The organism is Streptomyces vietnamensis (genome assembly GCF_000830005.1).
GTDB classification, from domain to species: Bacteria; Actinomycetota; Actinomycetes; order Streptomycetales; family Streptomycetaceae; genus Streptomyces; species Streptomyces vietnamensis.
Genome location: NZ_CP010407.1, coordinates 2,487,710 through 2,512,515, shown reverse-complemented (window position 1 = coordinate 2,512,515; position 24,806 = coordinate 2,487,710). Strand labels below are relative to the sequence as shown.

21 protein-coding genes and 1 pseudogene are annotated in these 24,806 nt (G+C 71.7%); 9 read left to right on the top strand and 13 right to left on the bottom strand.

The genetic code is table 11. The features are described 5' to 3' along the window. The first annotated feature begins 65 nt into the window (after nucleotides 1–65). The gene (npdG, locus tag SVTN_RS11055; protein ID WP_041128936.1) at nucleotides 66–764 is read left to right on the top strand and encodes an NADPH-dependent F420 reductase; all 699 of its coding nucleotides are present in this window, start codon (nucleotides 66–68) and stop codon (nucleotides 762–764) included. Between the two features lie 91 nt (nucleotides 765–855). Beyond that, nucleotides 856–1,041, top strand: coding sequence for a hypothetical protein (locus SVTN_RS11050; protein WP_041128935.1), 186 nt, complete (start codon nucleotides 856–858; stop codon nucleotides 1,039–1,041). Between the two features lie 17 nt (nucleotides 1,042–1,058). Here SVTN_RS11050 and SVTN_RS11045 read toward each other — a convergent pair whose 3' ends face one another. Continuing rightward, nucleotides 1,059–2,372, bottom strand: coding sequence for a carotenoid oxygenase family protein (locus SVTN_RS11045; RefSeq protein ID WP_041128934.1), 1,314 nt, complete (start codon nucleotides 2,370–2,372; stop codon nucleotides 1,059–1,061). Further along, complete coding sequence (locus tag SVTN_RS11040) at nucleotides 2,369–2,923, bottom strand: hypothetical protein (RefSeq protein ID WP_041128933.1); 555 nt, start codon at nucleotides 2,921–2,923, stop codon at nucleotides 2,369–2,371. Before SVTN_RS11040 ends, SVTN_RS11045 begins: the two co-directional genes overlap by 4 nt. 106 nt (nucleotides 2,924–3,029) lie before the next feature. On the opposite strand from SVTN_RS11040, the gene SVTN_RS11035 reads away from it, so the two are divergent. Further along, complete coding sequence (locus tag SVTN_RS11035; protein ID WP_041133778.1) at nucleotides 3,030–3,542, top strand: PadR family transcriptional regulator; 513 nt, start codon at nucleotides 3,030–3,032, stop codon at nucleotides 3,540–3,542. A 155-nt stretch (nucleotides 3,543–3,697) separates the two neighbouring features. On the opposite strand, the gene SVTN_RS11030 is transcribed toward SVTN_RS11035, so the two are convergent. Continuing rightward, the gene (locus SVTN_RS11030; protein WP_041128932.1) at nucleotides 3,698–4,495 is read right to left on the bottom strand and encodes a site-2 protease family protein; all 798 of its coding nucleotides are present in this window, start codon (nucleotides 4,493–4,495) and stop codon (nucleotides 3,698–3,700) included. A 533-nt stretch (nucleotides 4,496–5,028) separates the two neighbouring features. On the opposite strand from SVTN_RS11030, the gene SVTN_RS11025 reads away from it, so the two are divergent. Next, nucleotides 5,029–8,490 carry an AfsR/SARP family transcriptional regulator gene (locus SVTN_RS11025; RefSeq protein ID WP_041128931.1) on the top strand — a complete coding sequence of 1,154 codons (3,462 nt, stop codon included), beginning with the start codon at nucleotides 5,029–5,031 and terminating at the stop codon, nucleotides 8,488–8,490. Between the two features lie 15 nt (nucleotides 8,491–8,505). Here SVTN_RS11025 and SVTN_RS11020 read toward each other — a convergent pair whose 3' ends face one another. The 3 genes from SVTN_RS11020 to panB form a co-directional block, all read right to left on the bottom strand. After that, nucleotides 8,506–9,357 (bottom strand): ABC transporter permease, encoded by an 852-nt coding sequence (locus SVTN_RS11020; protein ID WP_041128930.1) that lies wholly within the window; start codon nucleotides 9,355–9,357, stop codon nucleotides 8,506–8,508. Then, on the bottom strand, nucleotides 9,354–10,364 hold the full coding sequence (locus SVTN_RS11015; protein WP_174518249.1) for an ATP-binding cassette domain-containing protein: 1,011 nt from the start codon (nucleotides 10,362–10,364) through the stop codon (nucleotides 9,354–9,356). Before SVTN_RS11015 ends, SVTN_RS11020 begins: the two co-directional genes overlap by 4 nt. Before the next feature lie 109 nt (nucleotides 10,365–10,473). After that, nucleotides 10,474–11,337, bottom strand: coding sequence for a 3-methyl-2-oxobutanoate hydroxymethyltransferase (panB, locus tag SVTN_RS11010; protein WP_041128929.1), 864 nt, complete (start codon nucleotides 11,335–11,337; stop codon nucleotides 10,474–10,476). A 189-nt stretch (nucleotides 11,338–11,526) separates the two neighbouring features. On the opposite strand from panB, the gene SVTN_RS11005 reads away from it, so the two are divergent. The 3 genes from SVTN_RS11005 to SVTN_RS10995 all read left to right on the top strand — a co-directional run bounded on the left by SVTN_RS11005 (nucleotide 11,527) and on the right by SVTN_RS10995 (nucleotide 15,680). Next, entirely contained in the window at nucleotides 11,527–13,146 is a 1,620-nt protein-coding gene (locus SVTN_RS11005) for an MFS transporter (protein ID WP_041128928.1), read from the top strand. Between the two features lie 721 nt (nucleotides 13,147–13,867). After that, entirely contained in the window at nucleotides 13,868–14,467 is a 600-nt protein-coding gene (locus SVTN_RS11000; protein WP_041128927.1) for a TetR/AcrR family transcriptional regulator, read from the top strand. Nucleotides 14,468–14,657: 190 nt separating this feature from the next. Then, nucleotides 14,658–15,680, top strand: coding sequence for an endonuclease/exonuclease/phosphatase family protein (locus tag SVTN_RS10995; RefSeq protein WP_041128926.1), 1,023 nt, complete (start codon nucleotides 14,658–14,660; stop codon nucleotides 15,678–15,680). Between the two features lie 9 nt (nucleotides 15,681–15,689). Here the strand turns inward: SVTN_RS10995 and SVTN_RS10990 are convergent, their stop codons facing one another. Continuing rightward, a complete protein-coding gene (locus SVTN_RS10990) occupies nucleotides 15,690–17,444 on the bottom strand; it encodes an NAD+ synthase (RefSeq protein ID WP_041128925.1) in 1,755 nt (584 codons plus the stop codon). Between the two features lie 104 nt (nucleotides 17,445–17,548). On the opposite strand from SVTN_RS10990, the gene gadC reads away from it, so the two are divergent. Continuing rightward, nucleotides 17,549–19,027 carry a glutamate/gamma-aminobutyrate antiporter GadC gene (gene gadC, locus SVTN_RS10985; RefSeq protein ID WP_041128924.1) on the top strand — a complete coding sequence of 493 codons (1,479 nt, stop codon included), beginning with the start codon at nucleotides 17,549–17,551 and terminating at the stop codon, nucleotides 19,025–19,027. Nucleotides 19,028–19,087: 60 nt separating this feature from the next. Here gadC and SVTN_RS10980 read toward each other — a convergent pair whose 3' ends face one another. The 4 genes from SVTN_RS10980 to SVTN_RS10965 all read right to left on the bottom strand — a co-directional run bounded on the left by SVTN_RS10980 (nucleotide 19,088) and on the right by SVTN_RS10965 (nucleotide 21,370). Next, nucleotides 19,088–19,507 (bottom strand): CBS domain-containing protein, encoded by a 420-nt coding sequence (locus SVTN_RS10980; protein WP_041128923.1) that lies wholly within the window; start codon nucleotides 19,505–19,507, stop codon nucleotides 19,088–19,090. Between the two features lie 122 nt (nucleotides 19,508–19,629). Further along, nucleotides 19,630–20,250 carry a DUF305 domain-containing protein gene (locus SVTN_RS10975; RefSeq protein ID WP_041133776.1) on the bottom strand — a complete coding sequence of 207 codons (621 nt, stop codon included), beginning with the start codon at nucleotides 20,248–20,250 and terminating at the stop codon, nucleotides 19,630–19,632. A gap of 2 nt (nucleotides 20,251–20,252) precedes the next feature. Further along, on the bottom strand, nucleotides 20,253–20,933 hold the full coding sequence (locus tag SVTN_RS10970; protein WP_041128922.1) for a thioredoxin-like domain-containing protein: 681 nt from the start codon (nucleotides 20,931–20,933) through the stop codon (nucleotides 20,253–20,255). Between the two features lie 74 nt (nucleotides 20,934–21,007). Beyond that, nucleotides 21,008–21,370 carry a hypothetical protein gene (locus tag SVTN_RS10965; protein ID WP_245727497.1) on the bottom strand — a complete coding sequence of 121 codons (363 nt, stop codon included), beginning with the start codon at nucleotides 21,368–21,370 and terminating at the stop codon, nucleotides 21,008–21,010. Nucleotides 21,371–21,674: 304 nt separating this feature from the next. Here SVTN_RS10965 and SVTN_RS10960 point away from each other — a divergent pair, with 304 nt between their 5' ends. Beyond that, entirely contained in the window at nucleotides 21,675–23,036 is a 1,362-nt protein-coding gene (locus SVTN_RS10960) for a glutamine synthetase family protein (RefSeq protein ID WP_041128921.1), read from the top strand. 173 nt (nucleotides 23,037–23,209) lie between these two features. Here SVTN_RS10960 and SVTN_RS10955 read toward each other — a convergent pair whose 3' ends face one another. Both SVTN_RS10955 and SVTN_RS46390 read right to left on the bottom strand, forming a co-directional pair. Beyond that, a complete protein-coding gene (locus SVTN_RS10955) occupies nucleotides 23,210–23,488 on the bottom strand; it encodes a hypothetical protein (RefSeq protein ID WP_041128920.1) in 279 nt (92 codons plus the stop codon). Nucleotides 23,489–23,745: 257 nt separating this feature from the next. Beyond that, a pseudogene (locus SVTN_RS46390) lies at nucleotides 23,746–24,757 on the bottom strand (tyrosine-type recombinase/integrase); the annotation flags it as partial. Between the last annotated feature and the right edge of the window lie 49 nt (nucleotides 24,758–24,806).

Genomic DNA, 24,806 nt, shown 5'->3' with positions numbered 1-24,806 from the left:
GCCGTCTCCGGCCGATGGCGCGCGGCCGTCCCCGACGGACCCGACCGATCGGTAATGTCGGGGCCATGACTACGACTGAGAGCAAGCCCGCCCCCAAGGACCCGTGGGACCTCCCCGACGTCTCCGGTCTCGTCGTCGGCGTCCTCGGCGGCACCGGCGACCAGGGCCGCGGCCTCGCCTACCGGCTCGCCAAGGCCGGCCAGAAGGTGATCATCGGCTCCCGCGCCGCCGAGCGCGCACAGGACGTCGCCGCGGAGATCGGCCACGGCGTCGAGGGCGCCGACAACGCCGAGACCGCCCGCCGCAGCGACGTCGTCATCGTCGCCGTGCCGTGGGACGGCCACGCCAAGACCCTGGAGTCCCTGCGCGAGGAGCTCCGCGGCAAGCTCGTCGTGGACTGCGTCAACCCGCTCGGCTTCGACAAGAAGGGCGCCTACGCCCTCAAGCCCGAGGAGGGCTCCGCCGCCGAGCAGGCCGCCGCGCTCCTCCCGGACTCCCGGGTCGCCGCCGCCTTCCACCACCTCTCCGCCGTCCTCCTCAAGGACACCTCCATCGAGGAGATCGACACGGACGTCATGGTCCTCGGCGAGGAGCGCGCCGACGTCGAGATCGTCCAGGCCCTCGCAGGACGCATCGCCGGCATGCGCGGCGTCTTCGCGGGCCGGCTGCGCAACGCCCACCAGGTCGAGTCGCTCGTCGCCAACCTGATCTCCGTCAACCGCCGCTACAAGGCGCACGCGGGCCTGCGGGTCACCGACGTCTGAGCAGACATCTGAGCCGGTCCCGTCACGGATCGGGGCATGGGGGACACTGGACGGGCAGCATCAGCCGTACCGTCCGACAGGAGCCGACCCCATGCCCCGCCTCGCCCTCTACGCCCTCGTGGTCTGCGCCCTGGCCGTCGCCGCGGCGGTCGTCTCCTTCGTCCAGGGCAGCTTCCTGGGCGTGATCTGGGTCCTCCTCGCGGGCCTGTCCTCCAACATGGCCTGGTACTACATCCGCCGCGCGAAGGCAGAGAAGGCCGCCGCAGCCCAGGGCTGACGGAGGCCACGGCGGGGCTACGGCAGGTCCGGCAGCCAGTTGCCGTGGAAGCCGTGCGGAACCCGGGCCGGCAGGTGGATCACGGCCACCGGTCCGGCCGTGAGGTCGTCGGCGTCCAGGACGACCAGGTCGCTGCGGCCGGAGCCGGCGTCGTGGACGTACGTCATGAGCCAGCCGGCGGAAGACCCGTCGGCGGCCGGGGCGAACGCGGCCTCACCGGGCGTGCGGGCCGGCCCGAAGTCGTGGCCGACGGACGCCCCCGCGTCCAGGTCGTAGCGCACCAGCGAGTTCCCGCAGGTCACGTGCCCGTGCGTCGCCCGCAGCCCGACCAGCCGGTCGTCCGTCCTCGGGAACTCGCCCGGCCGGTCGTCGCACTGCTCCTCCCGGACGGTCCCCGTGGCGGGGTCGACCGTCCACTTCCACAGCACGGCCTCCCGGCCCCGGTCGACGGTCCCGTCCGCGGCGCGCCGCCACAGCTCGGGGTAGCGCATGACGTGCACGACGATCGTCCCGTCCGCCGCGTCGTACGCGTTGAGCACGTGGAACACGTAGCAGGGGTCGAGGGCGAACCAGCGCACCCGCCCGTACGGGTCGTCGCGGCGCAGCACGCCGATCCGGGCCCCGTAGCCGTCGTCCCAGCGGTACGGCATCGTGCCGGTGCCGACGAGGCCGAGGTCGAGGACCACCGGAAGGTCCAGGAAGACGACGTGCCCGGCGGTGAGGGCGAAATCGTGCATCATCGTCGGCCCCGGCACCTCCACCGGCCGGCTGACCGTCAGCTCGCCGGAGGCGTCGGCCCGGTGGTAGGTGAGGTACGGGGCCTCCGCGATCCCGTAGCCGAAGAAGTGCAGCTCCCCGGTGAGGGGGCAGGCCTTGGGGTGCGCGGTCATCGCGGTCGTCAGCCGGCCGCCGAAGTCGTACGGGCCGACGGTGTCCAGCGCGGGGGTGAGCTCGTGGGGCAGGGCCGTCTCGACGAGGGCGAGGGTGCGGCCCGCGTGCCGGACGACGTGGGTGTTGGCCGGCCCGGCGGTGAGGTCCCGCCGGCCCCGCTCGTCGTACATCCGGGCCCCGTCGGTGAACGCGCTCGTGCGGACCCAGCGGTTGCGGTACGAGACGGCCCGGCCCCCTTCGAGGCGCACGCCGTGGACCATGCCGTCGCCGAAGAACCAGTGGCCGGAGGCGGCGTCGGCCGGGTTCGGCCCGTTGCGCAGGTACCAGCCGGTCAGCTCCTCGGGGATCCGGCCGGTGACGGGCAGCTCGTGCGCGGTCAGCTCCTCCGTGACGGGGGCGTAGTTGCCGGAGAGGTGGCGGGGAGCGGTGGAGGAGGTCATCGGGCACCGGCCTCGGTCCGGAGGGAGGCGACGTAGCGGGAGGTGAACAGCATCGGGACGACGAACCCGGCGACCTGGACGGCCGTGGCGGCCGTCGAGTGGCCCTGCCCGGCGTGGGCGAGGAGCGCGAGCACACCGGCGGTCAGCGCGAAGGCGGCCGTCCAGACGGCGGTGATGACGGTGTTGGCCCGCACGAAGGGGCGCAGCCCCCAGACCTCGCGCGGCGTGGTGCGCTTGGCGATGCCCAGGGTGAAGGGCCTGCGGATGAGCAGCGAGACCGCGGCGATCAGGGCCAGGGTGGCCGAGGACAGGGCCGCCGAATAGCCGTGCACGGCCGATCGCGGGTCGGCGAAGGCGACGGCCGCCAGGGCCGCGAAGAAGAGCGCCGAGCCGGTCTCGATGATCAGCGCGTCGAACCCGGCCCCCGCGCGGCGCTGCTGCACGATCACCGCGACGGCGGCCACCAGGGCGGCGAGCGCGCCCCACTGCCACTGGGCGGACGGGATCACCGCGAAGACGATCCACGGAAGGAAGGTGCGCACGTACGACATCGAAGACCCCCGGTAGCTGTTCACTGCCCTGACGTTCCTGTTCTGACATGTCGAAAGTAGACGTTCCAGAACTGACATGTCAAGAATGGAATGTAGGGTGGTGCTCATGAGCCTTCGACACGCCCTCCTGGGCCTTCTCTCCGAGCGCCCCGCCAGCGGCTACGACCTGCTGAAACGCTTCGAGACCTCGCTGGCCAACGTCTGGCCCGCCACGCAGAGCCAGATGTACGGCGAGCTGTCCAAGCTCGCCGCCGCCGGACTGATCAGCGTCTCGGCGGAAGGGCCGCGCGGCCGCAAGGAGTACACCCTCACGGACGAGGGACTGGCCGAGCTGCGCCACTGGCTGACGGAGACCGAGCCGCAGCGCAACCCCCGCAGCGACACCCTGCTGCGGGTCTTCTTCCTCGGCGTGCTGACGCGGGAGCAGGCGAGCGGCTACCTCACCGGGCTGATGGACCTGTCCGACCGCGAGCTCGAAGCCCTGCGCGAGCTGGAGCGGTCGATCGACTGGGGCGACGACCAGCTGTCCGTGTACGGCCGCATCGCCCTGGAGTACGGGCTCCGCTTCAACGAGATGAAGCGCGAGTGGGCCCGCTGGGCGGCCACCCAGCTCCGTTAGGCGAGCCGGGCGTACGGTGCGCCGGCCGGGTGCGCCGGCCGGCCGGACCTACGCGCGCTCGCCGGTCGCGGCCGGGGCCGGCACGCCCACGCGGGGAAGCGGCGCTCCAGGTCCGACGGACGGGGGTGGGCACATCGTGACCCGGTGAGTCCCGCTCACCCCACCCGGCAGAACTCCGGGGCCTCCTCCCAGAACCGGAACAGCTGCGAACCGCAGTAACGGCTCAGCTCCGGCACCCCGAGAGCCCGCATCAGGGCGTCGATCGCGTCGAAGAAGGCGTTGTTGATCTGCGGGACGAACAGCAGCGCGATCACGATGAAGAAGCCGTACGGCGCGTACGGCTCGATCTGCCGCTTCACCTTGTACGACAGCCAGGGCTCCACCACCCCGTAGCCGTCGAGCCCCGGCACCGGCAGGAAGTTCAGGAGCGCGGCCGTCACCTGGAGGAACGCCAGGAACGCCAGCGCGAACTGGAAGGCGAGCGGCACGCCGTCGAGCGCGCCCAGCCAGAACGGCGCCGTGCACACGAGCGCGAACAGCACGTTCGCCAGGGGGCCCGCCGCCGAGACCAGACTGTGCTTCCAGCGGCCCCTGATCCGGCCCTGCTCGATGAAGACCGCGCCGCCCGGCAGACCGATCCCGCCCATGATCACGAACAGCACCGGCAGGACGATGCTCAGCACGGCGTGCGTGTACGCGAGCGGGTTGAGCGTCAGATAACCCTTGGCGCCCACCGTGATGTCCCCGCCGTACAGGGCGGTCCGGGCGTGCGCGTACTCGTGCAGACAGAGCGACACCACCCACGCCGAGGTCACGAACAGGAACACCGCGAGCCCGGGCGAGGCGGCGAAGCCCGTCCACACCGCCCAGCCGGTGACGGCCATGACGGCGAGGATCGCCAGAAAGACGGGGCTGATCCGCCGCTCGTGGCGCCGGGTGGTGGCGGTGGTCATGGCGGGGGCTCCCAGGGGACGGAGGACAGCTGCGGGGGAAACGTACCGCCCCCCGACCGGAGTTCCACCCCCAGGCCCCCACCGCTTCCGGGCCCGCCCCCGCCGGGGCGTCCCCCCGCTGCCGTGTGGGCCCGCGCCCGGCTGGGCCTTCTCCCCGCCCCGTGTGGGCCCGCACCTGGCCGGGCGGTGCCCTTCGCCGCCCCGTCTGGCCCCGCGCCCGTGTGGGGCGTTGCCCCGCTGCCGTGTGGGCAATCGTCCCGCTGGGGCGGGACGGGTGGGCACACGGGACGGCGCCCCCAGCCGGGCCTAGGCGTTCCGCGCCCTGACCCGCACCACCGCCGCGGCGCACACGGGGTGCGGGTTCGGGCGCGGGAGCCTCGGGCGCCGGCAGGGCGCGGGTCCGTTGTGCCCACCCGTTCCGCCCCAGCGGAACGATTGCCCACAACGGGGCGGGCGCAGGCCCGCAGCGGGGTGGGTGGCGGCCGGCGTGGGTGCGGGATCGTCGGGGTCCCGGCTCGCGGAGAATGGGGGGCGTGCGTTACTTCGTGCTCGGTTCGACCAGCGCCCGTGATTCCGACGGCACCGACCTCCCCACAGGCGGCCCCCGCGTGCGCGCGCTGCTCACCGTCCTCGCCCTGCGGGCCGGCCGGACCGTTTCCGTGCCCGATCTCGTCGACGAGGTGTGGCACGGCGACGAGCCGCCCGCCGACGCGCCCGCCGCGCTCCAGGCCCTCGTCGGGCGGCTCCGCCGGGCCCTCGGGCGGGACAGGGTGCTGTCCGCGGAGGGCGGCTACCGGCTCGACGCCCGGCCCGAGGACGTGGACGCCCGCCGTTTCGAGCGCCTCGCCGCCGAGGGCGTGGCCGCGCTCGGCGCCGGTGACCCGGCCCGCGCCGCCGCCCTCCTCGACGAGGCCCTCGGGCTCTGGCGCGGCCCCGCCCTCGCCGACCTGCCGGACCGGGACGCGGAGGCGGCCCGCTGGGAGGCCCGCCGGCTCGACGCCCGCCGCGCGAGGCTCGAAGCGGCCCTCGCGCTCGGCCACGCACCCGACGCGCTCCCCGAGCTCACCGCCCTCTGCGAGACCCACCCCCTCGACGAACCCCTCCAGGCCCTCCGGATCCGCGCCCTGCGGGACACCGGCCGGGAGGCCGAGGCGCTCGCCGCGTACGAGTCGGTCCGCCGCGCCCTCGCCACCCGCCTGGGGACCGATCCGTCACCCGCCCTGCGCGCCCTCCACGCGGAGCTCCTCGCCCCCGAGCCCCAGCCCGTTCGGGGCAACCTGCGCGCGCGGCTCACCAGCTTCGTCGGGCGCGACGAGGAGATCGCCCTCGTCCGGGACGACCTGTGCCGCGCGCGGCTCGTGACGCTGCTCGGGCCCGGCGGGGCCGGGAAGACCCGGCTGTCGCAGGAGGCGGCCGAGCGGGGCGCCGGGGACTGGCCGGACGGCGTCTGGGTGGCGGAACTCGCGCCCGTACGGGACCCGGAGGCCGTCCCCGAGGCGGTCCTCGCGGCCGTCGGCGCCCGCGAGACCGTGCTGCGCGGCGCCGGAGCCGAGGAGCTGCGCGGCGGCGGCGACCCCATCGCCCGGCTCGTCGAGCACTGCGCCGGGCGGCGGATGCTGCTCCTCCTCGACAACTGCGAGCACCTGATCGGCGCGGCCGCCGAACTCGCCGAGACCCTCCTCGCGCGCTGCCCGGAGCTCCGGGTGCTCGCCACGAGCCGGGAGCCGCTCGGCGTCCCGGGGGAGGCGATACGGCCCCTGGGCCCGCTGCCGACCGGGATGGCGCTGCGGCTGCTCGGGGAGCGGGGGGCCGCGGTCCGCCCCGGGTTCCGCGTCGAGGACGACCCGGTGGCCGCGGGCGAGGTGGTGCGGCGCCTCGACGGCCTGCCGCTGGCGATCGAACTGGCGGCGGCCCGGCTGCGGATGCTGACCCTGCGCCAGATCGCCGACCGGCTCGACGACCGCTTCCGGCTCCTGACGTCCGGCGCCCGGACCGTACTGCCCCGGCAGCAGACCCTGCGAGCCGTCGTGGACTGGTCGTGGGACCTCCTCGACGAGGCCGAGCGGGGCGTGCTGCGCCGCCTCGCCGTCTTCACGGGCGGCTGCGACCTGGAGGCCGCGGAGGCCGTCTGCGCCTCCGGCGAGGGCATGGACGAGAAGGGCGACGCCCGCGAAGCCGCAGCCGGCGAGCCGCGCCCGGGCGCGGAGGCCGACGGCGAGCCGGGCCCCGGCGGGGAGCGCGCTCGCGCGGACCGCGTCGGTGAGCCCCGCGCACGCGGGGAGGCCGGCCCGACCCGGCCCGTACGCGACCGATCCGTCGACGACCAGCCCGTCCTCGACCTCCTCGGCGCCCTCGTCGACAAGTCGCTCGTCGTCGCCGTTCCCGGGGAGGCCGGCATGCGGTTCCGGCTCCTGGAGACCGTCGCCGAGTACGCGGGGGAGCGGCTCGACGAGGCGGGGGAGCGGGCCGGCACCGAGCGCCGGCACCTCACGTACTACCGCGAACTCGCCCGCCGTACCGACCCCGAGCTGCGAGGCCCCGGGCAGGTCGAGGCCGTCGCCCGGTTCGGCACCGAGTACGGGAACATCCGCGCCGCCCTGCGCCGGGCCGTCGACGCCCGGGAGGAGGACGAGGCGCTGGTCCTGGTCCACTCCCTGCTCTGGTACTGGCAGATGCGCGACCTGCGCGCCGACGCCCTGCACTGGGCGGAATCCGTCGCCGTGCTGGGGCCCGACCCGTTCGGGACGCCCGCCGCTCCCGTCGTACCGCTGCACGAGCCGTGCACCGCCGCGCCTCCGCCGCTCTCCGAGGAGCAGCGGTGGGAGGCCCGGCGCGGGGTGCGGCTGGTCGAGCTGCTCAACATGGACTACGAGACGGGCCACTGGACCTCCCCCGCCGGGCTCGCCCGGCTGCGGCGGATCAACGAGGTCTATCCGCCGGGACTCCCGCAGACCTGCCGGCTGCCCGGCTCCTTCACGGTCTTCGCCGTCCTCCTCATCGGCGAGCCGGGCCGCATGGGCGAGGCCCTGGAGGCGCACGTCGCCGCCTGCCGCCGCCACGGCGGCGAGTGGGAGCTCGCCAACGCCCTCCAGCTGCGCGCCAACATGCTCGCCAATCGCGCCGACCTGGCCGAGCGGGCCGCCGCCGACGCCGAGGAGAGCCTGGAGATCTTCGTACGCCTCGGGGACTCCTGGGGCGCGGCCGAGGCGCTGGCCTCGCGCGCCGAGGCCCGTGAGCGGCGGCTCGAGTTCGAGGGCGCCGCCCGGGACTTCGCCGAGGCCATCACGTACGCGGAGCGGATCCGCGCCCAGTCCCAGATGGCCCTGCTGCGCGCCCGATACGCCGACATGCTGATCGAGACCGGCCGCGGCGAGGAGGCGGAGCGGATCCTGCGCGAGGTGGTGGAGGGCGAGCACGGGCGCGGCCACGAGCCGATGCTGGCCGGGCGGATCTTCCTGGGGCTGCTGCTCGGCCGGACCGGCCGGACGGCCGAGGCCCGGATGCATCTGGAGCGGCTGCTCGACGAGTTCAGCGCCCAGAAGCTGTTCAGCGCCGAGACGTTCTCCATCTTCGAGGGTTTCGCGCTCGGCAGCCTGGCCTGGGTGTGCGACCTCGAAGGCCGGTACGAGGAGGCGTTCGACCTGTCCTGGCGGGCGTACGGGCGCGCCCTGGGCGGCCTGTCGCTGATGGTCGCCCCGCAGATGCCGGCGATCCACCTGATCACCGCCGCCTGGGCGCTCGCCGGGCTCGGCGGTCCTGCGGCCCGTACGGCCGCCGTCCTGCTCGGCGCGTACGAGGGGCTGCTGCCGCCCGGTCACCTGTCGCCGCCCATGGAGCGGGAGAACCGGGCGCGGGCGACGGAACTGGCCCGGTCCGCCCTCGCGGACGGGGAGTTCGAGGCCGCGTACGCGGAGGGCGGCGGCCTCTCCTTCGAGGAGGCCGCCGCCCTGCTCGGTCGCGCCGCCGACGCGATCAGTGAGCGCGCCGAGTCATGATCCCCCGGTCGGGACTCAGGTCTTCTTGCGGAACTTGGCGACCGCGAGCGGTGCCGTGATCACCGTGATGACGACCGACCAGCCGAGGGTCATCCACACCGAGTGGGCGACCGGGCCGCCGTTGATGAGGCGGCGGGCGGCGTCGGCGAGGTTGGACAGCGGGTTGTAGTCGGTGAAGGTCTGCAGCCAGCCGGGCATCGTCGTCGGCGGGGCGAAGATCGAGGAGCCGAACTGGAGCGGCATCAGGACGAGCATGGCCACGCCCTGGACGGCCTGGGCCGTCTTCATGGTGAGGCCGAGCAGGATGAAGATCCACATCAGGGCGGCGCCGAAGACCATCGACAGGCCGATCGCGGCGAAGAGGTGCAGGACCGAGGTGTGGATCGTCAGGCCGAGCAGGAAGCCCATGCCGAGCAGGATCGCGGTGGCGATGAGCATCCGGCCCACCTCGACGACGATCTTCGCGATGAGGACCGAGGAGCGGGCGATCGGCATGGTCCGGAACCGGTCCATGACGCCCTTCTTGAAGTCGTCGTTGATGCCGGTGCCGACGCCCATCGCGATGTTCATGCCCATCATGGCCATCAGGCCGGGCGTCACGTAGTTCACGTAGACGTCGTTGTGGCCCTTGCCCGCGATCGCGCCGCCGAAGACGTACACGAACAGCAGGATGAAGATGATCGGCATCAGGACGGCGTCGAACATCGACTCCGGGTCCTGCTTGATCTGCAGGGCGTTGCGCCGGGCCAGGGCGCCGATGTGGCGCAGGTTGGCCCGCAGGCCGATCCGGCCCTCCGCGGCGGGCGCGGCGGCCGGGCGGGAACCGCCTGTCTGCGCGGGGGACTTGGTGACAGTGGTCGTGCTCACGCGGCGACCTCCTCGTTGATCGCGTCGGAAAGCTCGGCGTCGGCGGTCTTCTGGCCGGTGATCGCGAGGAACACCTCGTCCAGGCTGGGCAGATGGGTGCCGATGTGGGCGATGCCGAAGCCGCGCGCGCCGAGCAGGCCCACGACGGCCGTCAGCTGCTCGTCGGTGAGGATCGGCACGTACAGCACGCCCTCGTCGGGGACGACGGTCGAGCCGGCGACCCCGTCGAGGCCGGTCTCGCGGAGCGCGGCGGCCATGGCGGGCAGCTGCGCCGGGTCCACGGGGCGGACCTTGAGGGTCCGGCCGCCGACCTTGGCCTTGAGCTCGTCGACGCCGCCCTTGGCGATGACCTTGCCCTTGTCGATGACGGTCAGCTCGCTCGCGAGCTGCTCCGCCTCCTCCATGTACTGGGTGGTGAGGAGGACGGTCGCGCCCTCGGAGACCATCCGCTGGACCTCGTCCCACACCTCGTTGCGGGTGCGGGGGTCGAGGCCGGTGGTCGGCTCGTCCAGGTAGAGGACGGCGGGCTGCCCGATCATCGAGGCGGCGAGGTCGAGGCGGCGCCGCATGCCGCCGGAGTAGTTCATCGCCGGGCGCTTGGCGGCCTCGGTGAGGGAGAAGCGCTCCAGCATCTCGTCGGCGCGGGCGCGGGAGTCCTTGCGGGAGAGGTCGAGCAGCCGCCCGATCATGTACAGGTTCTCCCAGCCGGACAGCTTCTCGTCGACCGAGGCGTACTGGCCGGTGAGGCCGATGGTGCGGCGCAGCTGGCGGGGGTGCTTCACCACGTCGTAGCCGGCGACGGTGGCGGTCCCGGCGTCCGGGACGAGGAGGGTGGACAGGCAGCGGACGAGGGTGGTCTTCCCGGCGCCGTTGGGCCCGAGGACCCCGAGGACGGTGCCCTCCCGGACGTCCAGGTCGACCCCGTCGAGGGCCCTGGTGGCGCCGAAGTGCTTCACGAGGCCCCGGACCTCGACGGCGTTGGTGTGTGATCGCGTCATGTCCACCATGGAACAGGGCGCCACCGACAAGCCTCCGACAGACGACCGACAGCCCGCCGATGGGGGATGTCGGCGGGCTGTCGGAGGTGCCGCAGTGGCTCTGTGCGTCCTGCTGGACCTAGTGGAAGGTGTGCTCCTCGGCGGGGAACGCCCCGCCGCTGACGTCCTCGGCGAAGGCGCGGGCGGCGTCGCCGAGCGTCTCGCGGAGGTTGGCGTACTGCTTGGTGAAGCGCGGCACCTTGCCGCCGGTCAGGCCGGCCATGTCGGTCCAGACGAGGACCTGCGCGTCGGTGCCGGCGCCGGCACCGATGCCGATGGTCGGGATGTGCAGGGAGCGGGTGACCTCGGCGGCCAGCTCGGCCGGGACGAGCTCCAGGACGACGGCGAAGGCGCCCGCGTCCTGCGCCGCCTTGGCGTCGCTGAGCAGCCGGTGGGCGGCCTCGTCGCTGCGGCCCTGGACCCGGTAGCCCATGGTGTTGACGGACTGCGGGGTCAGGCCCAGGTGGGACATGACGGGGATGCCGGCCTGGACGAGCAGCTCGGTCTGCGGCAGCGAGCGCTCGCCGCCCTCCAGCTTGATCGCGCCGACGCCCGCGTCCTTGACGAGCCGGGTGGCGTTGCGCAGGGCCTGGACGGGCCCCTCCTGGTACGAGCCGAACGGCAGGTCGCCGACGACGAGGGCGCGCTTGGTGCCCCGGACGACGGCGGCGGAGAGCAGCGTCATCTCGTCCATCGTGACGGGCACGGTGGTGTCGTAGCCGAGGTGACAGTTGCCCATCGAGTCGCCGACGAGGATCACCGGGATGCCTGCCTCGTCGAAGACGGAGGCGGTCATCGCGTCGTAGGCGGTGAGCATGGGCCACTTCTCGCCGCGGACCTTGGCGGCGGCGATGTCGTGGACGGTGATGCGGCGCGTGCCCTTCCCTCCGTACAGCGCCTTGCTGCTGTCGGTGGGCTTTTTCTGGGCAGCCTGAAGCGTCATGGTGAACGGCTCCTCTTGTCATCTCGAGGCGCCCTGTGGCGTCCCCGGACCATGTCCATGGTGGCACTTCGCCGGGCGGGCGGGGAAGTGGGCCGGAGTGGCGCTGTTCACACCGCCGCAACGTAAAGACTTCTCCTTGATTTTCGATACGAGACGGTCTCGTATCGAAATGGTTCTAGGGTGGTGGGCATGTCACAGCCGTCCACCGCACCCGCCAGGCCCGCCGGGCCCCGCGTCCCCGAGGCCGTCCACCGGCGCCGCTGGGCCGTCCTCGGCGTCCTCATGCTCAGCCTGCTCATCGTCGTCCTCGACAACTCGATCCTGAACGTCGCCGTCAAGACGATCGCGGCCCCCGCGCCCACCGGCATCGGCGCCACCCAGAGCGAGCTGGAGTGGTCCATCAACTCCTACACGCTCGTCTTCGCCGGACTCCTCTTCACCTCCGGCCTCCTCGGCGACCGCCTCGGCCGCAAGAAGGTCCTGCTCTTCGGCATCACCGTCTTCGGCATCGGCTCCGCCCTCGCCGCCCTCTCCGGCTCCCCGGGCGAACTCATCGCCTACCGGGCCGTCATGGGCCTCGGCGCCGCCTTCGTCATGCCCGCGACGCTCGCCGTCCTCATGAACGTCTTCGAGCGCGACGAGCAGCCCAAGGCCATCGGCATCTGGGCCGGCAGCGTCGGCCTCGCCATCGCCATCGGCCCCATCACCGGCGGCATCCTCCTCGAACACTTCTGGTGGGGATCGATCTTCCTCGTCAACGTGCCCGTGGTGCTCCTCGCCCTCGCCCTGATGCTGTGGCTCGTCCCCGACTCCCGCGACCCGAACCCCGGCCGCGTCGACATACCCGGCGTGCTGCTCTCCGTCGTCGGACTCGTCCTCCTCGTGTACGGGATCATCCGCGGCGGCGAACTGGCGAGCTTCACCGACGTCACCGTCCTCGCGCCAGTCCTCGGCGGCCTCGCGGTCCTCGTCGTCTTCGTCCTCCACGAGCGGCGCAGCGACCACCCGGCCATCGACATGTCGTACTTCAAGAAGCCCGCGTTCTCGGCGGCCGTCGCCGCGATCGCCCTCGTCTTCTTCGCCCTCATGGGCGTCACCTTCTTCTCCGCCTTCTACCTGCAGAGCGTCCGCGGCTACAGCGCGCTGGAGTCCGGGCTGCTCATCCTGCCGCTCGCCGTCGCGCAGATGGTCTTCGCGCCCCGGGCCCGGCTCGTCGTCGAACGCTTCGGCGCGCGGGCGGTCTGCACCGCCGGCATGCTGCTCGTCGCCCTCGGCCTGGCCGCCTTCGCCTTCTTCGAGGCCGACACGCCCGTCTGGGTCCTGGAGGTCGTCTTCTTCCTCCAGGGCGCGGGCATGGCGCACATCATGCCGCCGGTCACGGTCTCGATCATGCAGGCGCTGCCCCGCGAGAAGGCGGGCTCCGGCTCCGCCGTCAACAACACCTTCCGGCAGGTCGGCGGCGCGCTGGGCGTGGCCGTCCTCGGCTCGGTGCTCTCCTCCACGTACCGGGGCGAGATCGAGGGACACCTCGGTGCCGTCCCGGCGGCCCTGCGCGACACGGCGGGCGAGTCCGTCGAGGCGACGCTCGCGGTCGCGGCGAGGCTCGGCCCGGCGGGCAAGGACCTGGTCGCGCCCGCGTACACGGCCTTCCTGGACGCGATGCACGTCACGGCGCTGGCCTCGGCGGTGATCGGTGTGGTGGGCGCGGTGGTGGTGGCGCTGTTCCTTCCGGGCCGGGCGCCGACGGGGGCTCCGGGCCAGGGCGCGACCACCCCGAACCAGACCCCGGCCACAACCCCAACCAGCTGACCCCGCCCCGCCCGTCCGGGCCCGCACCCGGCAGGGCGGCGCCCCCGCCCGGGGCTTCGCCCCGCCCCGTGTGGCCCGCGCCCGTGCTGGGCGGCGCCCTTCGCCGCCCGCCGTGTGGCCCCGCGCCGAGCCGGGCGGTGCCCCGCCGCCGTGCGGGCCCGCGCCTGGCTGGGCGTTGCCCACCGCCGTGTGGGCCCGCACCCGCTGCCGTGTGGGCAATCGTCCCGCAGGGCGGGACGGGTGGGCACACGGGACGGCGCCCTTCAGCGGCGCCTCCGCCCCCTGTGCCTGGACCCGCACCGACCGAGCACCGTGCACGGGGGTGCGGGTTCGGGCGCGGAAGCCTCTGGCGCCGGCAGGGCGCGGGTCCGTTGTGCCCACCCGTTCCGCCCCAGCGGAACGATTGCCCACAACGGGGGCGGGCGCAGGCCCACAACGGGGGGCGGCTCAGGCCGGGCGTGGTGGTCGGGGCAGGGGGGACGCGGGAGAATCGGGGGACCACATGGCAGTACCCGGACGGACGAGAGACGGAGCGCACGTGCCCCTGCAGGACGGCGGGATCCCCGAACCCCAGGACGACGGGCCGGTTCAGGCAAGGCCCGCAGCGACCGGGACCCGCCCTGCGCCCGCGCCGGAAGCGACCGGGACCCGCCCTGCGCCCGCGCCGGAAGCGACCGGGGCCCGCCCTGCGCCCGCGCCGGAAGCGACCGGGGCCCGGCCCGTGCCCGCGCCGGAGGCGGTCCGGCGGGGGCGTCCGCGGTCCGAGGCCGTCGAGCAGGCCATCTTCGACGCCGTCGTCGGCCTCCTGGAGGACGGCGTCCCGCTCACCGAGCTGTCCATCGAGCGGATCGCCCGTACCGCCGGCGTCGGCAAGGCCACCATCTACCGCCGCTGGCCCGGCAAGGAGGAGCTCTTCGTCGAGCTGGTCCGCTCCGTGGAGCCCCGGGACCCCGTGCTCACCGGCACCTCCGTCCGGGACGACCTCGTCATGCTCCTGGAGATGCTGCGGCAGCGCGGCCTCGCCAAGCGCTCCTCCGCCCTGCTCCACAACGTGTTCTCGCAGATGCAGGCCTATCCCAAGCTGTGGGAGGCCTACCAGAACACCGTCATCGAGCCGCGCCGCCGCCTCGGCCTCGACACGGTGCGGCGCGGCATGGAGCTGGGGGAGATCCGCGACGACCTCGACGTCGAGTTCGTCAACGACCTCTTCACCGGCCCGCTGCTCCTCCGTACCGTCATCCGGCCCGGCGCAGACCTGGAGCCCGGTCTCGCCGAGCAGGTCGTCGACGCCGTCATGGAGGGCCTGCGCCCCCGGCCCTGAACCGTACGAAGAACCGTACGAATGTGCGCGTTCTGTCACAGCCTCCCCGCCCGCGCCACCTGCAGGAACCCGCCACGCGCCCGTGTCGTCCCTGGGGGAGTACGACGGACCCGTCATCGCCTAGTGTCGACGTCGGGTCACGGAGCGGGACAGCAGTGCGGCAAGGCAGCAAGGCAGTGAGGACAGTGCGATGGCGCGGGTGGACATGACGGAGACCGATCACGGCGGCGCGGGGAGCGAGCGTCCCCGGTCCCGGTTCCGGGCCGCGCTCGGCCGGCTCCGCCGCGATCCGGGGATCTGGCGCCGGGGCATCCTGCTCGCCGTGATCGCCGTGGCGGTCACGCTGCTCATGGTGTTCCACTCGGACATCCCGAACCGGATCGGCAACCTGGGCAGCCTCACCGAGACCTTCCTGCCCTGGTTCGGCCTCTTCGTGCCGCTCCTCCTCGTGCTCGCGCTCGTGCGCCGCTCGGCCACCGCGCTGATCGCCCTGCTGCTGCCGGCCGTGGTGTGGCTGAACCTCTTCGGCGGTCTCGTCGCCGACAAGTCGGCCCCGGGCGGCGACCTGACCGTCGCCACCCACAACGTGAACGCCGACAACGCCGACCCCGAGGGCACGGCCCGCGCCCTCGCCGCCTCCGGCGCCGACGTGCTCGCCCTGGAGGAGCTGAAGGGCGACATGGTGCCGGTCTACGAGAAGGGCCTCGCCGCCACCTACCCGTACCACTCCGTCCAGGGCACGGTCGGGCTCTGGAGCAGGCTTCCGCTGCGCGCCGCGCAGCCCGTCGACATCCACATGGGCTGGACCCGCGCCATGCGCGCCTCGGTGGTCACCCCGAAGGGCGAAGTGGCCGTGTACGTGGCCCACCTGCCCTCCGTACGGGTCAAGATGAACGCCGGCTTCACCGCCAACCAGCGCGACACCAGCGCCAACGCGCTCGGCGAGGCCATCTCCAAGGACCGGCACGAGCGGATCGTCCTCCTCGGCGACCTCAACGGCACCATGAACGACCGCGCCCTCAACGCCGTCACCTCGCAGCTGCGCTCCACCCAGGGCGCGGCGGGCGACGGCTTCGGCTTCAGCTGGCCGGCCTCGTTCCCGATGGCCCGCATCGACCAGATCATGGTCAAGGGCGTGGAGCCGGTGTCCTCCTGGGCGCTGCCGGAGACGGCGAGCGACCATCTGCCGCTCGCCGCCCGGGTGAAGCTCTGAGGCCCGGCCTCAGACCGTCTCCCGCCAGCCGTTCGTGATCGGCAGGCGCCGGTCCTTGCCGAAGCCCTTCGCCGAGATCTTGGTGCCCGGCGGGTACTGGCGCCGCTTGTACTCCGCCATGTCCACCATCCGCAGCGTCTGCGTCACCAGCTCCTCGTCGAACCCGGCCGCCACGATGGCGTCCCGGCCCCGGTCCTGGTCCACGTACAGCGAGAGGACCGCGTCCAGGAGGTCGTAGTCCGGCAGCGAGTCCGTGTCGACCTGGCCCGGGCGCAGCTCGGCGCTGGGCGGCTTGACGATCGAGGCCTCCGGGATCGGCGGGGTCTGGCCGCGCTCCTCGGCCGCCCGGTTCCGCCAGCGGGCGAGCCGGAAGACGTCCGACTTGTAGACGTCCTTGATGGGCCCGAACGCGCCGACGGAGTCGCCGTACAGCGTCGAATAGCCCACCGCCAGCTCCGACTTGTTGCCGGGCGCGAGGACGATGTGGCCCTCCTGGTTGGAGAGCGCCATCAGCATCGTGCCGCGCAGCCGCGACTGGAGGTTCTCCTCGGCGAGACCGGTGAGCCCGAGCGCACCCATGTACGCGTCGAACATCGGCTCGATCGACACGGTGCGGAAGTGCAGCCCGGTGCGGCGGGCCAGCTCCTCGGCGTCGCCGCGCGAGTGGTCGGAGGAGTACTTCGAGGGCATCGACACCCCGTACACCTGGTCCGCGCCGAGCGCGTCGCAGGCGATCGCCGCGACGAGCGCCGAGTCGATGCCGCCGGACAGGCCGATCAGGACCGAGCGGAAACCGTTCTTCGCGACGTACGCCCGCAGCCCGATCACCAGCGCCGAGTACACCTCCTCGTCGTCGTCGAGCCGGTGCGCGTAACCGCCCGTCAGCTCCGGCTCGTACGCGGGCAGCGGCTCCTCGGAGAGCACCACCCGGTCGATCCGCAGCCCGTCGTCGACCACGCCCTCGGGCGCGTCCGGTTCGGCCGCCGGAAGGTCCAGGTCGAGGATCACGCTGCCCTCCACGAACTGCGGGGCGCGCGCGATCACTTCGCCGGCGGCGTCCACGACGATCGAGTCGCCGTCGAAGACCAGCTCGTCCTGACCGCCCGTCATCGCCAGGTACGCGGTGACGCACCCGGCCTCCTGGGCCCGCTTGCGGACCAGTTCGAGCCGGGTGTCGTCCTTGTTCCGCTCGTACGGCGAGGCGTTGACCGAGAGCAGCAGACCGGCCTTGGCGCTGCGCGCCGCCGGCACCCTGCCGCCCTCCTGCCAGAGGTCCTCGCAGATCGCCAGGGCCACGTCGACGCCGTGGACGCGGACGACCGGCAGGGTGTCGCCCTGCACGAAGTAGCGGTACTCGTCGAAGACGCCGTAGTTCGGCAGGTGGTGCTTGGCGAAGCGCAGCGCCACCTCGCCGCCGTACAGCACGGCGGCGGCGTTCTCCGGCGACCCGGCGGGCCGGCCGAGCCGCGGCTCGGCCCGCTCCGAGCGGTCGAGGTAGCCGACGACGACCGGCAGCTCCCCGAACCCCTCGTCCGCGAGACGCCGGGCCAGACCGCGCAGGGCGGTCCGGGACGCCTCGACGAAGGAGGAGCGCAGCGCGAGGTCCTCGACGGGATATCCGGTCAGCGCCATCTCGGGGAACGCGACGAGATGCGCGCCCTGCCCGGCGGCGTGCCGGGTCCAGTGCACGATCGCCTCGGCGTTCCCGGCGATGTCTCCGACGGTCGAGTCGATCTGATTCAGTGCGAGGCGTAGTTGAGGCACCCGCCCAGTGTAATCGTCAGACCGACACTATGTCCTGGGATACGGACGGGCCGTGTCCCGACCGCCGACATGCGGGGCGGCCGCACCCCGCTGATCATGGCCCCATGACGACCACTGACGAACCGGCAGAGTCGGCACGGCCCACCGCGACCGACACCGCGGCCCCACCGGACGACGGCACCAAGAGGCAGTTCATCAGCTGGCTGACGCTCGCCTTCATGACGACCGCGTCCGTCGCCAGCCTGCGGCCCTCGCCGTCCATGGCCATCTACGGACTCGCCGCGATCTTCCTCTACCTGCTCCCCGCCCTCGTCTTCCTGCTCCCCACCGCCCTCGTCGGCGCCGAGCTCGCCTCCGGCTGGTCCGGCGGCCTCTACCGCTGGGTCAGCGAAGCCCTCGGCAAGCCCCTCGGCTTCCTCGCCGTCTGGTGCCAGTTCGCCATGACCATCGCGTACTACCCGAGCCTGCTCGCGTACGTCGCCTCGACCTTCGCGTACGTCATCGACCCCTCCCTCGCGGAGAACGGGCTCTACGTCGCCGTCGTCATCATCGTCATCTACTGGTCCGGGGTCTGGATCTCCTCGCGCGGTACGAAGACGATCGCCGGCCTGTCCTCCTTCGGCCTGATCGTCGGCACCCTCATCCCCGGCGTGCTGCTCGTCGCCCTCGGCATCGTCTTCCTCGCCCAGGGCAACCCCTCCGCCCAGCCCATGAGCGCCGACCACTGGCTCCCGCCGTGGACCGGACTCGCCAGCCTGGTCCTCATCGTCAACAACTTCCTGTCCTACGCGGGCATGGAGATGAACGGCGTCCACGTCTCCTCGCTGCGCGAGCCCAAGCGCGAGTACCCGAAGTCGATGTTCCTGGCGACCGGCCTCGTCCTGCTGATCTTCATCCTTCCGGCCCTGGCCATCGCCTGGGTGATGCCCTCCGAGCAGCTCAGCCTGACCGCCGGTCTGATGCAGGCCTTCCAGGCCTTCTTCGACCACTTCTCCATCGGCTGGATGACCAAGGTCGTCGGCATCATGCTGGTCTGCGCCGCCCTCGGCGGCATGCTCACCTGGCTCGCCGGACCCGCCAAGGGCCTCGTCCTGCTCTCCCGGCAGGAGGGCTACCTGCCGCCCTCGCTGCAGAAGTTCAACAAGGACGGCGCCCCGCAGAACATCATGATCGCGCAGGGCGTCATCACCACCCTGATCGGCATCCTCTACGCCTTCAGCGACGACGTCTCCAGCGCCTACTGGATGTTCTCCGTCATCACCGTGCAGATCTATCTGATCGCCTACCTGCTGATGTTCGCGGCCGTCGTCAAGCTCCGCAGGACCCAGCCGGACGTCGACCGGGGCTTCCGCGTCCCCGCCGTCGAATGGGTCGCCGGCATCGGCTTCGTCGCCTCCGTCGCCGCGCTCGTCATCGGCTTCGTCCCGCCCGACCAGTTCGGGAACCAGCCGCTCTGGCGCTACCTGCTGATCGTCGGCGGCGGCCTGCTGCTCCTCGGCATCGTGATCCCGGCCGCGCTCCTCAAGTACCGCAAGCCCGGCTGGGTCCACCCCGACCACCGGGAACCGACGGCAGCGCCCTGACCCGACAGCCCCGACCGCCCGGACGCGGTGCGTCCGGGCGGCACAGGTCCCGCTTGACGGTCAGGAGGCGGCGTACACGCTCGCGCAGAACGCCTTGAGCTGCTCGTCGGAGAGGTGCTGGGCCAGGTCGGCCTCGCTGATCATGCCGACGAGCCGCTTGTCCTCGATGACCGGCAGCCGCCGGATCTGGTGGCTCTCCATCTCCTCGAGGACGGCGCCCACGTCCGCGTCCGCCTCGATCCAGCGCGGGGTGCCCTTCGCCATCTCGCCGCAGGTGACCTCCGACGGGTCGTGGCCCATGGCCACACAGCCGACGACGATGTCGCGGTCCGTGATGATGCCGGTCAGCCGTTCGTTCTGGTCGGCGATGGGCAGTGCGCCCACGTTCAGGTCGCGCATCATCTGCGCGGCACGGTCGAGCGTCTCGTGTGCCGGGATCCACTGGGCCCCGGGATGCATGATGTCCTTCGCCGTGGTCATGGGGTGCGTACCTTTCGTCGAACGTGTCGTACGAATCCCCGAGCCCACCCATTGTCGGCGGACGACCCGGCCCCCGCGACCGCAGCGGTCACGGGGGCCGTAGGCCCTGCGTACAGGGGGTGTCAGGCCCCGCGCTTCTTCAGCATGTCCGCCATCAGCGCCATCTCGGACTTCTGCGCGTCGACCATGCCCTGCGCCAGGTTCCGCTCGATGTCCACCGAGCACTTCTGGACGCAGCCCTCGGCCATGTGGACCCCGCCCCTGTGGTGCTCGGTCATGAGCTTCAGGTACAGGACCTCGGCCTCCCGGCCGCTCGCCCTGCGCAACTCGTCCAGCTGCGCATTGGTCGCCATGCCCGGCATCAGGGCCCCGTCCATGTCCATCGAACCCATGTCGCCCATGCCCATCCAGGCCATCGGCGCGACCCCGGACACGTTCTTCGGCAGACCCCACAGGTCGAGCCAGCCGAGCATCATGCCCCGCTGGTTGGCCTGCGTGTTGGCGATGTCGTACGCGAGCCGCCGGACCTCCTCGTCCTTCGTCCGGTCCCGGACGATGAACGACATCTCGACGGCCTGCTGGTGGTGCACGGACATGTCCCGGGCGAAGCCGGCGTCCGCCGACGAGGAGACCGGGGTGCTCGGGGCCTCGTCACGGTCGGCGGAGGCGACGGTGACCGCGCCCCCGGCGAACAGCACCGCGAGGGCGACGGCGGCGACCGCGGCCCCCTGCGTACGGTTCAGCTTCACTGGCCCATCCCCGTACCGCCCTGGCCGCTGGCGTCCAGGCCTCCGGTGCAGGCCGCGCCCGGCTCCGGGGTCTGCGGGCCGTTCACGTACTTGGTGAAGAAGGCGTCGACGCGCGGGTCGCTCGCGCCGTCCACGGTCACCTGCTTGCCCCAGGCGGACAGCATGATCGCCCCGGCCTGGTCGTCCACGGGGCTCATCAGCGAGTACTTGGTGTTCTTGACCTTGTCGGCCAGCTTCTTCACATCGGCCTGGGAGGCCTTCTTGTTGTACGTCACCCAGACGGCGCCGTGCTCCAGGGAGTGCACGGCGTTCACGTTGGCGATCTTCTTGTCGTAGACCACGCCGTCGCAGTTCATCCAGACCGGGCTGTGGTCACCGCCGACCGGCGGCTCCATCTCGTACTTCACGGCCGTCTGGACGTGGTTGCGGCCGAGCTTCTTCGGGTCCCAGGACTTCTCGGCGGCGATGGGGGCGTTGGCGGCGGCCTTCTCCGCGTCCCGCTTGTCGGACTCCTTCATCAGGATGAAGGTGCCGAAGCCGACGAGGCTCAGCACGACGACGGAGGAGATGCCGATGGTGAGGAAGCGGTTGCGGCGCTCGCGGGCCTGCTCGGCACGGCGCGCGGCCTCTATTCGGGCGCGGCGGTCGGCGGAGGAGGCGGTGCGGGGTGCGGCCATGGTGAGGTCGTCCTTCTTCAGGAGTGGGGTGGAGTTCGGGGGTGGACATGCGGGGGGCGGGGCGCCCGTCGCCGCTATGTCCGGAGAACTTGAAGGACGTGCAGACCCGGCGCGCGCGGCCGGGCGTCCGAACGGCGCGCCTGCCCGTCACCGGAGGGCGGCGCGAGACGCGGGAGCCCGCCGGCCGCGTCGAGCGGGGGGTCGAGCGGGGGCGCGCTGAGCACCGCGGGGGACAGGGAGGGGAAGAGGGAGCAGCCGCCGCGGTCGTACGGGCAGACGTACTCGCCGGTGAGGGCGGTGGCCTCGACGGTGACGGCGGTGGTCGTGGCCTTCGCCCGCGGACCCGCCTCGTGATGGGCGTCCTGCCGCGCCGGCCCCGTCCCCAGACAGAGGAAGAGCGCGGCGAGGAGCGTCGCCACGGCACTCGCCAGTGCCATGGGACGCGCGTGTCGGAACGGGCGTACGAGCCGTGGGGCCCCCATGGGCGCAGATCGTAGTGGGAGAGGAGCCCGTATGGGCCGAACGGGGTACCACTCGGTAGCGAAGGGCAACCGCCGGACGGGCGAACGAGGCACCTCCCGCCGTCCGAATCCGGACGCTCCCCCGTTACCTGAGTCACACCCGAGCAGGCAGTATGGGTGTGCAACGTGCGCGAAACCATGTGGTGGGATGCTCAGGTGCCCCCCGATGTACCGGAGGCGGTGGGAGCAGGCGGCCTGACCAGCGAGGATGGGTGTGGAAATGGACAAGCAGCAGGAATTTGTGCTCCGTACGCTCGAGGAGCGCGACATCCGCTTCGTACGTCTGTGGTTCACCGACGTGCTCGGCTTCCTGAAGTCGGTGGCCGTGGCCCCCGCCGAACTGGAGCAGGCCTTCGACGAGGGCATCGGCTTCGACGGCTCCGCGATCGAGGGCTTCGCCCGCGTCTACGAGTCCGACATGATCGCCAAGCCGGACCCGGGCACCTTCCAGATCCTGCCGTGGCGCGCCGAGGCCCCGGGCACGGCCCGGATGTTCTGCGACATCCTCATGCCGGACGGCTCGCCGTCCTTCGCCGACCCGCGGTACGTCCTCAAGCGCGCCCTCGCCAAGACCTCCGACCTCGGCTTCACCTTCTACACCCACCCCGAGATCGAGTTCTTCCTCCTGAAGGACAAGCCGCTCGACGGCACCCGGCCCACCCCGGCCGACAACTCGGGCTACTTCGACCACACCCCGCAGAACGTCGGCATGGACTTCCGCCGCCAGGCCATCACCATGCTGGAGTCGATGGGCATCTCGGTGGAGTTCTCCCACCACGAGGGCGCGCCCGGCCAGCAGGAGATCGACCTCCGCTACGCCGACGCCCTGTCCACGGCGGACAACATCATGACCTTCCGCCTGGTCATGAAGCAGGTGGCGCTCGAGCAGGGCGTGCAGGCCACGTTCATGCCGAAGCCGTTCTCGGACTACCCGGGCTCGGGCATGCACACCCACCTGTCGCTCTTCGAGGGCGACCGGAACGCCTTCTACGAGTCGGGCGCCGAGTACCAGCTGTCGAAGGTGGGCCGCTCCTTCATCGCGGGCCTCCTGCGCCACGCGGGCGAGACCTCCGCCGTCACCAACCAGTGGGTCAACTCGTACAAGCGCATCTGGGGCGGCTCCTCCCGCACGGCCGGCTCGGGCGGCGAGGCCCCCTCGTACATCTGCTGGGGCCACAACAACCGCTCCGCGCTCATCCGCGTCCCCATGTACAAGCCGGGCAAGACGGGCTCCTCCCGCGTCGAGGTCCGCTCCATCGACTCGGGCGCCAACCCGTACCTGACGTACGCGGTCCTCCTCGCCGCCGGCCTCAAGGGCATCGAGGAGGGCTACGAACTCCCGGCGGGCGCCGACGACGACGTCTGGGCCCTCTCCGACGCGGAGCGCCGCGCGATGGGCATCGAGCCGCTCCCGCAGAACCTGGGAGAGGCGATCGCCCTGATGGAGAAGAGCGAACTGGTGGCGGAGACGCTCGGCGAGCACGTCTTCGACTTCTTCCTGCGGAACAAGAAGCAGGAGTGGGAGGAGTACCGCTCCGAGGTCACCGCCTTCGAGCTCCGCAAGAACCTGCCGGTGCTGTAGTCGCAGGTCAAAATAGGTTCTGGCGTATGCCAGCGTCCGGGTCGACGATGAGGCAACGCCGACCCGGATGCGGCCGCCGTCATGCGGGGCCGTCTGCGGGCCGTCTGGCGACTCAGAGGGGAGTGGCTAGGTGCTGACTGTCGATCTGAGCATGCGCCGCCGGCCGTGGCGGTTCACTTCACGGGGACGATCTTGCTGCAGATCTTGTAAGCCTCCAGCTGCGGATTGTTGTGTGTGACGAGCCCGATAGACACTGCGACCTGGCAGTAGTAGTTCAGCAGGCTACGGGCGCTCGGCTTACCGGCGAGGCAGTGAATCTTCGTGAGAATCGGCTGCCCCGCACACGGATCGGTCACTGACGGTGTGGCGGCCTGTGACATCGGTGCGAACAGCAGCACGGATGCGGCGAGAGCCAGGCCGACGACCACGCTGAATATCTGCTTGATGTGCATTGCTGCTCCCCACGTATTGGTGGAGCGTGTCCCCATTACCCTCCGGCGAGTCTGCACAATAGGTGCACTTTTGACTCAAGCCGGAGAAAGATGCGTAACCAACCTTCCCGTCTTCCGTCCTACACCCGCAGATCGGCTCTGTCGAATTGGGCGCCTTTGTCTCGGGTGATGGTAATCCAGGGCGTCAGTGAGGCTGTCTGGTCGATGATATGACGACCCTTGATTGACCATTGAATATTAATTGTGACTAAGTTTCATTACTCCTTGCGTACCTTGTGGAGGGTGTAGATGGCGTCCACGGCTTTGCGTGTGCGCGCGTCACTGCTTGGCATGAGGTGGGTGTAGACCCGGAGCGTGAAGCCCGGGTCTGGGTGCCCGAGGTAGTGACTCAGGGCCTTGATGTTCTCGCCGGCGTCCAGCAGGACCGAAGCGTAGAAGTGCCGCAGCGCGTGCATCCCGTGCTCGCGGGCGGCCAGGTGTCGCTCGCCCTCCTTGGGCTCCGGAATGACGCCTGCCTGGACGAGCGCGGACTTCCACGCACGGGTGTTGAAGTCAGTTCGCCGTACGGTGCAGCCGCCCTTTAGGGAGAAGAGCAGCCGCTTGGTTACGAGCGGCCCGTCGAGCTTCAGCCAGGGCAGAGAGACGTCAACCGGCGAGAATTCCTTGGCGTGCTCGCGGAGAACATGGGCGACCTGGCGGGGGAGGGGGACGTCCCGCTCCTTTCCACGCTTCGGCAGGCCGAATATCAGGCGACCGTTGACCACCTTCACCTGATTGGCCACATGAAGCCAGCCAGTGTCGAACCGGACGTGCTCCTCGGCGAGCCCAAAGACCTCCCCTTGACGGAGCCCGCACCCACTGCCGAGGTGGACCATCGTCTGGTACTGCTTCGGGAGCGCGGACCGCACTGCGAACACGCGCGCAGCGGTCCACGGCTTCACGCGGGGCGGGACCAGCGCCGGCGGCCCGACGGAGCGGGACTTGCACGGATTCTTGGCGAGCAGGTCGTCATCGACCGCCGCGCGCCGCGGCGAGGACGGCCGAGACGCTGGCGAAGATGACGCGCCGGTACGACGACACAGGCAGCGACTTCTCCAACCCCGCAAGCCACTCACGGATGTGCTCGGGGCGGAATGAGTCGATCGGCCGAGTACCGAGGTACGGGAACGCGTGCAGCCGAAGGTGAACGCCCACTGTCGTGCGTGTCGTCGTATCCGTGGTCTGGGAGGCGAGCCACTTCTCGCCGTACTGCCGGAACGTGATCCGGCTGGCGCTACGGAACTTGATTGGGTGATGTCGGACCGTTCGCCTGATGGTG